Below are 13,872 nucleotides of genomic sequence, written 5' to 3'. Positions count from 1 at the left end.
GCTGCGCCGCCCCGCGCAACGGGACTTCCCGGCGATCCTGCCGACGAATTGAAAATTTGTCTCGAAACTCAAGCGGATCAAGTGAATCACATCAGTTGCTGCGACTCGTCTTATCTTCAAATTGCCTGGAATCGAAGGAGGATAAACACCATGGCGCTTACCGACTCGATCGAACACAAGCTGGACCGCGGCCTGTCCGACATTCGTCGCACCGGCCGGCGCGTGGGCCGCACGACGCGCTCGGCTGCCCGCGACCTGCATGCCGACGTGACCGACGATCTGCGCGGGCTGGTCGACGAACTGGAAGATCTGCTGAAAAACGATGGCGATGGCGATATCGCCGCGCTGCGCAAGCGCGTGCAATCCCGGCTCGATGAAGCGCGCGGCGCGCTCGATTACGCGTCGGGCAGCGCGGCCGCCCGGCTGCGCGAATCGGCCGAACGCGTGTCGCAGGCCGTGCACGACAACCCGTGGCAAACCGCCGGCGTCGTCGCGGGCCTCGCGTTCGTCGCGGGCCTGCTCCTTTCCCGCCGTTGAACGGGGCGGCATGCACCGCCGCCCGCCCCGCCCGTCATCCACCAGACAACGAAGGAGAAACGCCATGCAGAAATCCCTCGCCATGAAAGCCGCCGCTGCCGTGATGCTCGGCAGCCTTGCCCTCGCCGGCTGCACGACCACGTCCGGCAAACCCGATAGCGCCGCGGCCAGCGCGTCGAAGCGCGAGTCGATCGACGCCAGCGTGAACGCGACGCTGTCGCGCCTGTATTCGACGGTACCGGGTTCGCGCGACCTCGTCTCGAAAGCCCGCGGCGTCCTCGTGTTCCCGAACGTGCTGCAGGCCGGCTTCATCGTCGGCGGCCAGTCCGGCAACGGCGCGCTGCGCGTCGGCGGCAGCACCGTCGGCTACTACAACACGTCGTCGCTGTCGGTCGGCCTGCAGGCCGGCGCGCAGTCGAAGGCGATCGTGTTCCTGTTCATGACGCAGGATGCGCTCGACTCGTTCCGCAAGTCGGACGGCTGGTCGGCCGGCGCCGACGCATCGGTCGCGGTCGTGAAGGTCGGCGCGAACGGCGCGGTCGACTCCAACACGGCTACCGCACCGGTGGAAGTGCTGGTGCTGACCAACGCGGGCCTGATGGGCGACCTGTCGGTGAACGGCACGAAGGTCACCAAGCTCAACATCTGACGACGCGGCACGCGGCCTCGCGCCGCGTTCGCTTCCCGGCAGCGCCGCGGCCCCGGCCGCGGCGTTTTCGCATGCGTCTCACGCAGCGGCTATGATGGCGGCACCTTTGCGGGCATACTCCGCATGGGCCGCCCGGCGGCGCGTTGCGGCGCGAACCCATGACGTTCGCGAACCGATCGCGCACGGGACAACGAGATTCAATCAAACCACGCATCAATCTGCGCGAATGTCACCCATGGATAGCGGACACGATCACCAAAAATTCTTCTACTTCCTGCTGTTCGCGGTCACCGTCGGACTCTGCTGGATCCTCGCGCCATTCTCCGGCGCCGTCTTCTGGGGCACCATTCTCGCGATCCTGTTCCAGCCCGTGCAGCGCTGGCTCGCCGCACGCTTCGGCAAGCGGCGCAACCTCGCCGCGCTCGTCACGATGTCGCTGATCATCCTGATCGTGATCCTGCCGCTCGTGTTCGTCGCGGCCACGCTCGTGCAGGAAATCGCGTACGTGTACCAGGAGCTCAAGGACGCCCAGCCGAACTATTCGCAGTATTTCCACGACATCATTCACGCGCTGCCGACGTCGATCCAGAACCTGCTGCAGAAGTACGGGCTGACCAACATCCCGGGCATCCAGAAGAAGCTGACCGACGGCGCCGCGCAGATCAGCCAGTTCGCGGCCACCCAGGCGCTCAGCATCGGCCAGAACACGTTCCAGTTCGTCGTGAGCTTCGGCGTGATGCTGTACATGGTGTTCTTCCTGCTGCGCGACGGCGGCGAGATCGGCCGCCGCGTGCGCCGCGCGCTGCCGCTCGACGAAGAGCACAAGAACCTGCTGCTCGCGAAATTCACGACGGTCGTGCGCGCCACCGTGAAGGGCAACATCGCGGTCGCGCTCGTGCAGGGTGCGCTCGGCGGCCTGATCTTCTGGATCCTCGGGATCGAGGGCGTGGTGCTGTGGGGCGCGCTGATGGCGTTCCTGTCGCTGCTGCCCGCGATCGGCGCGAGCCTCGTCTGGGTGCCGGCCGCGCTCTACTTCCTGATGATCGGCGCGGTCTGGAAATGCGTGATCCTCGTCGCGTTCTGCGTCGGCGTGATCGGCCTCGTCGACAACCTGCTGCGCCCGATTCTCGTCGGCAAGGATACGAAGATGCCCGACTGGGTCGTGCTGATCTCGACGCTCGGCGGGATGGCGCTGTTCGGCATCAACGGTTTCGTGATCGGGCCGCTCGTCGCCGCGCTGTTCATGGCGAGCTGGGACATCTACGCGCGCGCCGAACAGGGCGAATGACGCCCGTCCGGCCACCGGCGCTCCGCACGCGTGCGGAAAGCGCCGGTCAAGGATGACGGATATGGATCACGACGGGCGCCGCGGCGCCCGTCGTTTCATCCGCCGCGAGCGTCATCACGCCGCCGTGCGGGCCGACGCGATGAACCTGGCCGGGTGCCAGCCGCACGCTTCGTCCGTCGCGCGCATCGCGCCACGTTGCACGCACCGCCGCGCCGCCGTCCGGCTCGAACGGCGCGCCGTCGGGCCCGACCAGCGCCACCTGCGCGCCCGGCAGGTGCCGGCCGTGCGCATCGAACCGGAGCGTGGCGACTGCCCCGCCGCCGGCCGCCTCCCTCGTGTCGACACGCACGCCCGCCGGGGCATCGAGCGTCACGTCGTAGAGATCGACGAGCGAACCGGTGAAGCGCACGACGCCATCCGAAGCGGGCTGTCCGGCCGCGATCGCGTTCGACACGACAGCCGACATCGCGAGTACGACACCGAGCCCGAACCCCAGCTTGCGCATGCCGCCCGCGCCCACTGCCGTTGCCGATATCGACCGCTTCGCGTTGTTCCGCATGTTTCCCTCTCCTCTGCCGCGTCACCAGAAAAACAGGCGGCGCGACGCGTCGGTCACGCGGCCTGTGTACTGGCCATCACTGTAGGGAGAGCGGCCCGGACAATATATGGGACAAGTCCTAAACTGCGGCCGGATCGATCGAACTCAGCGCCGTCGACGCGGCCCCGCGGCCCGCTGCGACCGGCGTTGCACGCCCGTCACGCGTCCGGATCGACCCGCAGCACGAGCTTGCCGCGATGGTCGCCGTCGAACAGGCGGTTCAGCACGTCGGGGGCGTTTTCGAGACCGTCTGCCACGGTTTCCTCGGCCTTGAGCCGGCCGTCGCGCAGCCAGCCCGCGAGCGTCTGCACGGCTTCGCGGCTCTTGCGGTAGTCGAGGATCAGGAAGCCGCGCATCGTCAGCCGCTTCGAGATCAGCACGCCGACGTCGTCGGCCGCGCGGGCGCTGTTGTAGTTCGAGATCACGCCGCACAGCGCGACGCGCCCGCCGATCACCATCCGCGACAGCACCGCGCGCATCACCTCCCCGCCGACGTTCTCGAAGTTCACATGCACGCCGTCCGGCGTCGCCGCCTTCAGTTGCTGGCGGAAATCGTCGGCCTTGTAGTCGACGGCCGCGTCGAAGCCGAGCGTCTCGGTCAGGTAGCGGCACTTGTCCGCGCCGCCCGCGATGCCGACCACGCGTGCGCCGTGGATCTTGCCGATCTGTCCGGCGATCGAGCCGACCGAGCCGGCCGCCGCCGACACGACGAGCGTTTCGCCCGGCTGCACCGGCGCGATGTCGGTCAGCCCGTAGTACGCGGTCAGCCCGCTCATTCCGCACGCGCCGAGCAGCGTCGGCAGCGGCAGGCCCGACTGCGCGGGCAGCTTCACGAGCTGCGCGGCCTGCTCGGCCGGCACGACCGCGTAGTCCTGCCAGCCGACCAGCCCCTGCACGAGGTCGCCCTCCGCGAACCCCGCATGGCGCGACGCGACCACGCGCCCGATCCCGAGCGCGCGCATCACCTCGCCGATCGCGACGGGCGGCAGGTACTGCGGCACGTCGCTCATCCACACGCGGTTGGTCGGGTCCATCGACAGGTACAGCACGCGCACGAGCACTTCGCCGTCGGCGAGCGCCGGCACCGGCGTCTCGACGAGCGAAAAATGTTCGCGGCCGACCCGCCCTTCCGGGCGCGTCTTCAGCAGCAGTTGGCGGTTCACGGGTGTCGACATGCTGTTCTCCTCCAATCGTTGTGGTTCGGGATCCGTGTCAGACCGCGCACATGCCGCCGTCGATCACGAGTTCGGCGGCCGTCACGAAGCGGCTCTCGTCGGACGCGAGATACACGGCCGCGTGCGCGACGTCGTCCGGCTCGCCGAGCCGGCGCAGCGGAATGCCGCGCGCGAGCTTGCGCGTCGCGTCGCGTTCGCCGAGCGACTGGAACAACGGCTCGACGATCCCCGTGCGGATGAACGCCGGGTGAATCGAATTGCAGCGCACGTCGATCTCGCGGCGCGCGCAATCGATCGCGACCGACTTCGTCAGCGACGCGACCGCCGCCTTCGACGCGTTGTACGCGGTGAAATCCGGTTCGACCTTGAAAGCGGCGACCGACGAGATGTTGATGATCGACGCGGGATGGCTCTCGGCCAGATACGACAGCGCATGCTTGCAGCCGAGCACGATGCTCTCGACGTTGATCGCCATCACGCGCCGCCATTCGTCCAGCTCGATTTGCGCGGGCGAGCCGATAGAGCCGACGCCCGCGTTGTTGACGAGCACCGACAGCCCGCCCATCGCATCGGTCGCCTGCGCGAGCAGCGCCTGCCAGCGCGCTTCGTCGCGTACATCCTGGGTCGCGGCGAACGCAACCGGCGTCGCGTGGCCCGCGTTGAGTTCCTGTGCGAACGCATCGAGCACCGCCGCTTCCGCGACGTCGGTCAGGAACACGCGAGCGCCCTGCTCGACCATCCGGCGCGCGATCGCGCGGCCGAGACCGCCCGCGGCGCCCGTGATGTACGCGCACTTGCCGGCGAGGCGCGGAGAAACGATTGTCATGTGACCTGCTCCTGTCGTGAATCGTCGTCACGGAACGCTGCCGCGACGGAGTTGCCGTGCCTCTTCCAGCCGACGTGTGCCGGCTGCCGGTGCGCCGACATGACGACGCATCGCACGGTTTCCGGGAGTATATCGAGATGAATGCGGGGCACGCCGGACCGGCCGAGCGGCCTGCCCGCGCTCGAACGACAGCCAGCGTACGCGAATGCCGCCAATCGATGAAATGAATATTCGTTATGCCCGGTCATAGGCGCCGTTCATGACTTGCGCGTACCGGCGCCGACGCGCAAACAGGCCGGCGCGGCCGGTCGGGCGGGCTGGCCGGCCAGGCAATGGCCGGGATAACGGGCGGTGTGTTCCGCACCGGGGATCACGCGATCGGGAAGATGAACCGGCGTGGCATCATGCCCCCGCCGAAACACGCCGGAGGAGCGCCGGCGGCAAGAAGGCGGCGCCGAGGCGCCCGCCATCGGCACCCGTCAGAAGCCGTCGCCCGACGGCGCGCGCATGAACGCGCAGAACTGCGGCGAATGCGTGTCGATCATCTGCTGGAACGGCGCACGGTGCCCGTACGCGATGCCCGACACGAGCAGCAGGCAGACCGCGGCGACGCGCGGCGAGAATGCGCGCTGCCGCGCGCCGTCGTAGCCGCGCAGGAACACCAGCGCGACCAGCGCGCCGAGCATCCAGCCGGCGACGACTTCGGGCACCGTGTGCGAGTGATCGAACACGCGCGCGACGGCCGTGATCGCGCCGACAGCCAGCCCGGCCGCGATACCGGGCGCCTTGCCCGACCGGAACGCCTGCCACAGCATCGCGAGCGCGACCGTCCACACGGACGTCGACAGCATCGTGTGGCCGCTGATCACGCGGAAATCGAACTGCGGCAGCTCGATGCCGCAGCCGGCATACAGGATCTTCGTCGCGCCGACGACGCCCATGCCGGCGGCCAGCAGCACGCCCCAACGGGCGGCAAGACGCCAGTCGGTCAACGCGAACCACGCCGCGCAGGTCAACGCGATCGGCAGGGTGAGCGCGGCATCGCCGATGTTGCTGATTTCACTCCACATAGGGCACTTCGGAGACGATCGAAAGAGCGCAGTTTACCGCATGCATGCAGCGTGCCTGTGTCAGCCTGTGACAGGCTGTATCAGCCCACGACACCGGTAATCAACAGCAGGTTCGTGCCGGTGATCACGGCGAACAGCGCCCACGCGGCCACCTGCATCCCGCGCCCGATCGCATGTTCGCCCATCGTGCCGCGATCGCTGACCGAGCGGATCAGGGGCCACATCGCGAACGGCAACTGCAGGCTCAACAATACCTGGCTCCATACGAGCAACTGCCCGACCGAGCCGTCGCCGAGCCACAGCACGCCGATCAGCGCCGGCACGAGCGCGAGCCCGCGCGTGATCAGGCGGCGCTGATAGCACGGGATCTTCGTATGCAGGAAGCCGTCCATGATCACCTGGCCGGCGATTGTGCCGGTCAGCGTCGAGCTTTGCCCCGACGCGAGCAGCGCGATGCCGAACAACAGCGCGGCCGCGCCGCCCGCGATCGGCGCGATCAGCCGGTACGCCTGTTCGATGTCGGTCACGTCGTGCCGGCCCGTCGCATGAAACGCCGCGCCCGCGACGACGAGGATCGCCGCGTTGACGAGCATCGCGACGAACAGCGACACGCAGGTATCGATGCGCACGAGCGCCAGCGTGTCGCGGATCACGCCGCGCGTGCCGCCGACCACGTGCCGCGTCTGCACGACCGACGAATGCAGGTACAGGTTGTGCGGCATGATCGTCGCGCCGACGATGCCGAGCGCGAGCACGATCGCATCCTTGCGGTCGTGGCCGGGGTCGCCCGGCACGAGCCCGCCGACCACCGCATGCCAGTCGGGCGGCGTGATCGCCACCTGCGCGACGAAGCAGAACGCCATCGTCGCGATCAGCCCGAGCACGATCGCCTCGATCTGCCGGAATCCCTTGCCCTGCAGGCCGAGCACGATCACCGTGTCGAGCGCGGTCAGCACGACGCCCCACGCGAGCGGCACGCCGAGCAGCAGCTTGAACGCGAGCGCGCAGCCGAGCACTTCCGCGATGTCGCACGCGATGATCGACACTTCGGCGGTGATCCACTGCACGACGCGGCCGAACCGGCCATAGCGGTCGTAGCTGGCCTGCGCGAGATCCTTGCCCGCGACGAGGCCGAGCCGCGCCGCGAGCATCTGCAGGAAGATCGCCGCGAGGCTCGAGAACGCGACGACCCACAGCAGCGAATAGCCGAACTGCGAGCCGGCCTGGATATCGGTCGCCCAGTTGCCGGGATCCATGTAGCCGATCGCGACCAGGAGGCCGGGGCCGAAGAAACGCCTGAGCTTCTGCCAGCGCGGCGCGGCGGCGTCGATCGTGATGCTGCCCTTTACTTCCGACGGGCAGAAAGGGGCGGTGGCGGTAGAGGGGAGGAAGGGCATGGAAACCGGGAATCGAGATCGCGACATGACGATTTTACGGGTATCCGTCCCGGTTTCTCGCGTGTGGCCACGCACGCGTCGCAACCCGCCCCGTCATCTTCGCCGTCGCCGTCGCAACATGCGGCGGCGAGCCCTTCGTCCGGATCGGTCGACGCCGCGCCGTGCGCGAGGATCTTTTCCCGCTCGGCCATGCGGAATTCGGTCGGCGACATCAACAGGCGCTGGCGAAACAGCTTCGCGAGCCGTTCGCCGCTGCCGAAGCCGGTGCGCCGCGCCACCTTGTCGGCCGGCAGCGTCGTATGGATCAGCATGTGACACGCGCGCTCGAGCCGTACGTTCTGGACGAACTCGGTCGGCGTCACGCCGATTTCCTTCTTGAAACGCCGCAGGAAATTGCGCTCGCTCATCGCGGCCGCCCGCGCGGCGTCCGCGATCGAGATGCGGTTCACGCTCTGCGCGCGCAGCCGCTGCGCGGACATCCGGATCGACGGGCTCGCGCTCAGTTCGCGAAACGCCCACATCGACTGCGCATAGCGCTGCTCGACCGGCCGCATCATGTTGCTGGCGATTTCCTGCGCGGCACTGTCGCCGAGGTCGGCACGGAACATGTCGAGCGCGGCGGCGAACACGTCGGTCTCGCCGGCCTGCAATTCGATCGTCTCGGTGGCGCGGCGCCCTGCCCTGCCCGGCCGCACGTCGGTCGACGACGACGGCCGCCGCGCGGCGGCGAGCGCGGGCAGATCCATCGCGTCGACGATCCAGCGCGCATGCTGGCGAATGTCGGCCAGGCGCCGCTGCAATGCGTCGTCCCAGTTGACGGTCGCGCGCTCGCCATGAAGATGAAAGAACGCGAGCGCGCGACGGCCGTGTTCGTCGCCGAGCGGCTCGGCCGCGATGCGCACGCCGGACGACGACTGCAACAGCCCCCCGCTTTCGGACACGTACTTCAACTGATAATCCGCGCTGTACGCATGCAGGCGATTCGCCAGGTTGAAGGCTTCGCCAAGGCGTGCGGCCTGGGCCAACGAAAACCCCGTACTCAAATAGATAACGACCCACTGCTGATCTGCTGCATTCACTGGCCAAGCCCCCGACTTGTTCGACTTCTTCTAATACCGTCGAACTGTCAGGCTTATATTTGGTTTGAATGCGTGCGACAGGACGGCTATCCCGAATATGAAGCGACGGCATCTTAGCCGAACGGGTAGCGCCTTTGGCGCGAAATGGCCGACGGGGACAGCATGATGGCGGATTACTACAGGCTGCCGCGCACCGCTGGTATGCCGGCACAGAAACGCGTATGCGATGCGGCCGATTGTTGCGGCCGTCATGCACCATGACGTGCGTGTTCGATTGCATTGCGCGTCGGCCGAACGCCATCGATATACATCGAACGCGCACGATCGCCGCGCATCCCAACCGGCGCATCCGTTGCCTGCGCATCCTTTAGAATCGATCCGTTCCTCCACCACACCGCCCGCGCTCCGTGCCCGCCGATCATCGCCTCGACCTGAACCTGTTTCGCGTGCTCGACGCCGTCTACGTGCACGGCGGCATCGGCGCGGCCGCCCGCGCGCTGCATCTCACGCAGCCGGCCGTCACGCATGCGCTCAACCGGCTGCGCGCGCATTTCGACGATCCGCTGTTCGTGCGTCAGGGCAACCGCGTCGTGCCGACCGAGCGCACGCGATCGATCATCGCGGACGTGCAACTGCACCTGAAGGGCCTGCAAGGCACCGCGCGCGACCCGTCCGCGTTCGATCCGGCGACGCTCGACCTGAGCATCGCGGTCGGCATTCGCGACGTGCTCGAATCCATCGCCTTGCCGCGCATCGTCGCCGCGTTCGCCGACGAAGCGCCGGGCCTGCGGCTCGTCAGCCGCCGCGTCGCGGTGTCGGACATCGAACGCGAACTCGCGTCGGGCAACCTCGACCTCGTCGTCGACCGTCGCGTGCAGACGGGCCCGCGCATCGCCACCGACCACCTGCTCGACGATTCGCTCGTCGTCGCGCTGCGCCGCGATCATCCGCTCGCGCACGATCCGCTGCGACGCAGCGACTATTTCGCGGCGCAGCATATCGCCGTGTCGTCGCTCGGCGAGCCGCAATCGCTCGACGTCCTGCTCGGCAACGACGGACGCTTCCGCGATATCCGGCTCACCTGCCAGCACTATTTCGCCGCGTGCCAGATCGCCGCGGCCGGCAACCTGCTGGTCACGCTGCCGCACACGTATGCGGTGCGCATGGCCGCGCTGCTGCCGATCGCCGTGCGGTCGCTGCCGCTGCGGCTCAAGCCGTTCCCGCTGCTCGCGTACTGGCACGAATCGCGCGACACCGATCGCGCGCATCAGTGGGTGCGCGAGCGCATCGCCGCGCTCGTGCGCAGCAGCGCCGGCGTCGCCCACGCGTAGCGGCACGGCGCACGCTTGCGCGACCGGGACGGTATGCTGACGGCTGCACGCCGCCACGCGGCGCCCGCTTTCCTTTACCCGCTTACCGGAGACCTGCCATGTCGCTCATCCACGCCGCCGCCGTCCTCGAAGCCGACGCGCCCGACTACGTCGTCCAGTTGCAGGCCGGCACGCATGCGCTGACCGGCGACGAAGCGCCGCGCGAAGGCGGCCAGGATCGCGGGCCGGCGCCGTACGAGTTCGTGCTGGCCGGGCTCGCGCAATGCACGGCCGCGACGCTGCGGATGTACATGCAGCGCAAGACGTGGCCGGCGGTACGCATTGCGGTGCGCACCGAGCTGCATGCCGATCGGGAAGGCGTGCAATACGTGCGCCGCGTCGTGACGCTCGACGGCCCGCTCGACGACGCGCAGCGCCAGCGTCTCGCGGAAATCTGCGAGAAAACCCCGGTGACGCAGTTCATCAAGCGCGGCACGCGGATCGACACGACGTTGAACTGACGCACTTGGCAAGCCGTACGGTCTGCCCTTGAAAAACGAAACGGGCGGGCCGCGCATCCGGCGCGGCCCGCCCGTTCGTCGATCCCGCGCGGCGCTTACAGTCCCAGCGCGGACAAGTCCAGCTTGCCGTCCTTCATCGGCGGGCACCAGAAATACGCGCCCGTCAGCGGCCGCGTGAAGCGGAACAGGCCGTCGACGATCCCGTCTTCCGCGCCGCTCATCCGGCGCATCTGCACGTCGAACGCGCGGAACGAGCAGCCGAACGCGACGAAGTAGAGGCCCGCACGGCGCGCGTCCGACCACGGCGACGAACGACGCAGCATGAACGCCTCGGGCGCGAAGCTTTCCTGCGCGGTGCGCTTCACGTGCGCGAATTCGGGCGCGTCGTCGAGTTCCTCGTTGTCCGACCGGCGTCGCCCGATGATGTGATCCATGTCGCCCGACGCGATGCGCTCCATCCGGTCGAAGTCGTGCAGCCACTGCTGCACCGCGACGAAGCTCGAACCGTCGAGCCCCGCGCCCTGCCCCGTCACGATCGCCGCGGCCAGCGCGTCGTCGCCTTCCGGGTTCTCGGTGCCGTCCTCGTAGCCGGACAGGTCGCGATCGTTCGAATAGCGGAAGCCGTCGACGGCGTCCTGCAGCGCGAATGCCGGCGCGAGCGCGCGTTCGATCGCCCGCGCGCGCAGCACGATCTCGCCGCGATCGTCCGAGCGCAGCCAGACCCACACGTCGGCCGGCGTCATCGGCAGCGTGCGGTCGTTCACCGCGAACGCCGGATACTCGGTCAGGCCCGGCACCGGATGCCCGAGATAGGCGGCCAACGCGTGCCCGACACCCACGATCGTGTCGCGTCCGTCGACGATCTCGCGCAGCGCGGCCAGCGCCGCCGCGGCATTGCCGTCGTTCGACATCGTGAAAGTGAGGTATCGGGCTGCCGTATCGATCGGAGCCAGGATGCCTTGCTGAACGTCGCTCATCGTTTCCTCGGGAATGGTTCGGAGTGAATCTGGCGGGCCGCTTCGTCGCGCGCCGCGGACGCGCAAGTGTAATCGATGCGCCCGCCGGCCCGTGCCCGTCGTCGCGGAACGTACGCGAAAAGGGGCCAAAACCCTGAATACTAACCGTATCGACGCTGCAACGCCGCATTCGTCAGACGTTGCGGCGGGCGCGACTGTCCTGATAAAATCCCAGCACGTCTTTTCGGCGTCCTTTCTTCAACCGTTCACTTCAGGGAGGTGCAGATGTTCCGAATGCCAGCAACCTTCCCGAACGTGGTCTCACGGCGCAGTTGATCCAGCCCGCCGTCCGCGCCGGCTCCCGAGTTTTCCGCTAACCCGTCAGCCGCGCTTTTCCCGACAGCCCGTTTCGTTCCGCCCGCGTGTTTCGCGCGGCCCGGCTGTTGCGTTTTCGACGTTCTCCGAACCGGAAAGTCCCGTCGCGCGATGCGCCGGGCAACGATACATGACCAGAAAAACCTCCCGTCCGGGCGGCCACGCGTTCCAGGCCGTCTTCGGCTTCACCTCCCGTTACTGGCGCAAGCAGCCGGCGCGCATCGCCACGGTCGCGTGCTTCGCGCTGCTCGCCGCGCTCGCCGACGTCCTCACGCCGCTGTTCGCCGGCCGCCTCGTCGACGCGCTGTCGGCCGGCCTGACCGACCGCGCGGCCGCCTGGCATTCGGCCCTCGTCGCGTTCGGCACGCTCGCCGCGCTCGGCATCGGCGCGACCGTGCTGCGCCAGGGCGTCTACCTGAACATCATCACGCTCACGCTGACCATGATGAGCGAGATCGCCGCCGCGTCGTTCCACCGCGTGCAGCGCTTCTCGACCGACTGGCACGCGAACAGCTTCGCGGGTTCGACCGTGCGCAAGATCACGCGCGGGATCTGGGCGCTCGACCTGCTCAACGACACCGTGCTGATCGCGCTGCTGCCGTCGGTCACGATGCTGGTCGGCGCGACCGTGCTGCTCGGCACGCACTGGCCCGTGATGGGGCTCGTCGTCGGCGCGGGTTCGCTGCTGTACATCGCGGTGACGGTCGCGGTGTCGCTCGGCATCGTCGCGCCGGCCGCCCGGCTCGGCAATCTGTGGGATACGCGCATGGGCGGCGCGCTCGCCGACGCCGTGAGCTGCAACGCGGTCGTCAAGGCGTTCGGCGCGGAAGCGCGCGAGGAAGCGCGGCTCGCGCGCGTGATCGGCAAGTGGCGGCAGCGTACGCGCCGCACGTGGGTGCGCGGCACGTTCAACGGCGGGCTGCAGGGTGCGATGCTCGTCGCGATGCAGGCCGCGATGATCGGCGTCGCGCTGCGGCTGTGGGTGAATGACGAAGCGAGCGTCGGCGACATCGCGTTCGCGCTGACGATGTTCTTCATGCTGCAGGGCTATCTGCGCGACGTCGGCATGCACATCCGCAACCTGCAGCGCTCGGTGAACGACATGGAAGAACTCGTCGCGCTCGAACGCCAGCCGCTCGGCATCGACGATCGCCCCGGCGCGCCGGCCATCCGGATCCGGCAAGGCGAGATCCGCTTCGAGCACGTGACGTTCCGCTACGGCAACCATCCGGTGTCGCTGTACGAGGATTTCTCGATGCGGATCGCGCCGGGCGAACGCGTGGGCCTCGTCGGCCATTCGGGCTCGGGCAAGACGACGTTCATCAAGCTGATCCAGCGCCTGTACGACGTGTCGGGCGGCCGCATCACGATCGACGGCCAGGACATCGCGCAGGTGCGGCAGGATTCGCTGCGCAGCCAGATCGCGATCGTCCAGCAGGAGCCCGTGCTGTTCCACCGCACGCTCGCGGAGAACATCGCGTATGCGCGCCCCGGCGCGAGCCGCGCCGAGATCGAGCGCGCCGCGCGTCTGGCCAGCGCGCACGACTTCATCGCCGCGCTGCCGGACGGCTATGACACGCTCGTCGGCGAACGCGGGATCAAGCTGTCGGGCGGCGAGCGCCAGCGCGTCGCGATCGCGCGCGCGTTCCTCGCCGATGCGCCGATCCTGATCCTCGACGAAGCGACGTCGAGCCTCGACAGCGAAAGCGAGGTGCTGATCCAGCAGGCGATGGAACGGCTGATGGTCGGCCGTACCACGCTCGTGGTCGCGCACCGGCTGTCGACGGTACGCTCGCTCGACCGGCTGCTGGTGCTCGATCGCGGCAAGGTGATCGAGGAAGGCGACCACGACGCGCTGATCCGGATCGACGGCGGCATCTATCGCCGGCTGTTCGAGCGGCAGGCGCTGGAACTCGCGAAGGGGCTGGTCGATGCGCGGCAGGCCCTCGGCAGCGACGCGACCGGCCCGCTCGGCCAGCCCGCCGAAGCCTGATCGGACGACGATCGGACGCACGGATAAAAAAAAAGCCCGCTGTCGCGGGCTTCGCAGTACATCCGTGCGTATCGGCGGCGGCCATTGCCGCGGGGCCG

The 13,872-nt window shown here is 68.3% G+C and carries 13 protein-coding genes; 6 read left to right on the top strand and 7 right to left on the bottom strand.

All coding sequences use genetic code 11. From position 1 onward, the window contains the following. Positions 1–150 precede the first annotated feature (150 nt). From HWX62_RS07100 to HWX62_RS07090, 3 genes are all read left to right on the top strand, one after another. Positions 151–537, top strand: coding sequence for a DUF883 family protein (locus HWX62_RS07100; RefSeq protein ID WP_175932394.1), 387 nt, complete (start codon positions 151–153; stop codon positions 535–537). 64 nt (positions 538–601) lie between these two features. After that, positions 602–1,186, top strand: coding sequence for a YSC84-related protein (locus HWX62_RS07095; protein WP_175932338.1), 585 nt, complete (start codon positions 602–604; stop codon positions 1,184–1,186). A 235-nt stretch (positions 1,187–1,421) separates the two neighbouring features. Beyond that, on the top strand, positions 1,422–2,474 hold the full coding sequence (locus HWX62_RS07090; protein WP_175932337.1) for an AI-2E family transporter: 1,053 nt from the start codon (positions 1,422–1,424) through the stop codon (positions 2,472–2,474). 46 nt (positions 2,475–2,520) lie between these two features. Here the strand turns inward: HWX62_RS07090 and HWX62_RS07085 are convergent, their stop codons facing one another. The 6 genes from HWX62_RS07085 to HWX62_RS07060 form a co-directional block, all read right to left on the bottom strand. Beyond that, positions 2,521–3,033, bottom strand: coding sequence for a thioesterase (locus HWX62_RS07085; protein WP_175932336.1), 513 nt, complete (start codon positions 3,031–3,033; stop codon positions 2,521–2,523). Positions 3,034–3,230: 197 nt separating this feature from the next. After that, a complete protein-coding gene (locus HWX62_RS07080) occupies positions 3,231–4,247 on the bottom strand; it encodes an NADP-dependent oxidoreductase (protein ID WP_175932335.1) in 1,017 nt (338 codons plus the stop codon). A gap of 37 nt (positions 4,248–4,284) precedes the next feature. Beyond that, a complete protein-coding gene (locus HWX62_RS07075) occupies positions 4,285–5,073 on the bottom strand; it encodes an SDR family oxidoreductase (protein ID WP_175932334.1) in 789 nt (262 codons plus the stop codon). A 479-nt stretch (positions 5,074–5,552) separates the two neighbouring features. Further along, a complete protein-coding gene (locus HWX62_RS07070; RefSeq protein ID WP_175932333.1) occupies positions 5,553–6,143 on the bottom strand; it encodes a phosphatase PAP2 family protein in 591 nt (196 codons plus the stop codon). Between the two features lie 80 nt (positions 6,144–6,223). Beyond that, positions 6,224–7,540 carry an Nramp family divalent metal transporter gene (locus HWX62_RS07065; RefSeq protein WP_175932332.1) on the bottom strand — a complete coding sequence of 439 codons (1,317 nt, stop codon included), beginning with the start codon at positions 7,538–7,540 and terminating at the stop codon, positions 6,224–6,226. Continuing rightward, a complete protein-coding gene (locus HWX62_RS07060; protein ID WP_175932331.1) occupies positions 7,489–8,565 on the bottom strand; it encodes a helix-turn-helix domain-containing protein in 1,077 nt (358 codons plus the stop codon). The genes HWX62_RS07065 and HWX62_RS07060 overlap by 52 nt, the downstream gene beginning before the upstream one ends. A 461-nt stretch (positions 8,566–9,026) precedes the next feature. Between HWX62_RS07060 and HWX62_RS07055 the strand changes: the two genes are divergently transcribed. Continuing rightward, positions 9,027–9,950: a LysR family transcriptional regulator gene (locus HWX62_RS07055; protein ID WP_175932330.1), complete on the top strand. Its 924-nt coding sequence runs from the start codon at positions 9,027–9,029 to the stop codon at positions 9,948–9,950. Positions 9,951–10,048: 98 nt separating this feature from the next. Further along, the gene (locus HWX62_RS07050) at positions 10,049–10,450 is read left to right on the top strand and encodes an OsmC family protein (RefSeq protein WP_175932329.1); all 402 of its coding nucleotides are present in this window, start codon (positions 10,049–10,051) and stop codon (positions 10,448–10,450) included. A 95-nt stretch (positions 10,451–10,545) separates the two neighbouring features. Here HWX62_RS07050 and HWX62_RS07045 read toward each other — a convergent pair whose 3' ends face one another. Further along, positions 10,546–11,427, bottom strand: coding sequence for a Dyp-type peroxidase (locus HWX62_RS07045; RefSeq protein ID WP_175932328.1), 882 nt, complete (start codon positions 11,425–11,427; stop codon positions 10,546–10,548). 484 nt (positions 11,428–11,911) lie between these two features. On the opposite strand from HWX62_RS07045, the gene HWX62_RS07040 reads away from it, so the two are divergent. Continuing rightward, on the top strand, positions 11,912–13,774 hold the full coding sequence (locus tag HWX62_RS07040) for an ABC transporter ATP-binding protein (RefSeq protein ID WP_175932327.1): 1,863 nt from the start codon (positions 11,912–11,914) through the stop codon (positions 13,772–13,774). Positions 13,775–13,872 lie beyond the last annotated feature (98 nt).

The organism is Burkholderia sp. BCC0506 (genome assembly GCF_902833145.1).
In the GTDB taxonomy this organism is placed as follows: Bacteria; Pseudomonadota; Gammaproteobacteria; order Burkholderiales; family Burkholderiaceae; genus Burkholderia.
The sequence above is the reverse complement of the archived record's forward strand: the minus strand, read 5'-3'. Positions and strand labels throughout refer to the sequence as shown.

What these genes read in the sequence shown, in the direction of transcription:
- HWX62_RS07100 (WP_175932394.1), top strand. Translation starts at nt 151, where the DNA reads ATGGCGCTTACCGACTCGATCGAACACAAGCTGGACCGCGGCCTGTCC.
- HWX62_RS07095 (WP_175932338.1), top strand. Translation starts at nt 602, where the DNA reads ATGCAGAAATCCCTCGCCATGAAAGCCGCCGCTGCCGTGATGCTCGGC.
- HWX62_RS07090 (WP_175932337.1), top strand. Translation starts at nt 1,422, where the DNA reads ATGGATAGCGGACACGATCACCAAAAATTCTTCTACTTCCTGCTGTTC.
- HWX62_RS07085 (WP_175932336.1), bottom strand. Translation starts at nt 3,033, where the DNA reads ATGCGGAACAACGCGAAGCGGTCGATATCGGCAACGGCAGTGGGCGCG.
- HWX62_RS07080 (WP_175932335.1), bottom strand. Translation starts at nt 4,247, where the DNA reads ATGTCGACACCCGTGAACCGCCAACTGCTGCTGAAGACGCGCCCGGAA.
- HWX62_RS07075 (WP_175932334.1), bottom strand. Translation starts at nt 5,073, where the DNA reads ATGACAATCGTTTCTCCGCGCCTCGCCGGCAAGTGCGCGTACATCACG.
- HWX62_RS07070 (WP_175932333.1), bottom strand. Translation starts at nt 6,143, where the DNA reads ATGTGGAGTGAAATCAGCAACATCGGCGATGCCGCGCTCACCCTGCCG.
- HWX62_RS07065 (WP_175932332.1), bottom strand. Translation starts at nt 7,540, where the DNA reads ATGCCCTTCCTCCCCTCTACCGCCACCGCCCCTTTCTGCCCGTCGGAA.
- HWX62_RS07050 (WP_175932329.1), top strand. Translation starts at nt 10,049, where the DNA reads ATGTCGCTCATCCACGCCGCCGCCGTCCTCGAAGCCGACGCGCCCGAC.
- HWX62_RS07045 (WP_175932328.1), bottom strand. Translation starts at nt 11,427, where the DNA reads ATGAGCGACGTTCAGCAAGGCATCCTGGCTCCGATCGATACGGCAGCC.
- HWX62_RS07040 (WP_175932327.1), top strand. Translation starts at nt 11,912, where the DNA reads ATGACCAGAAAAACCTCCCGTCCGGGCGGCCACGCGTTCCAGGCCGTC.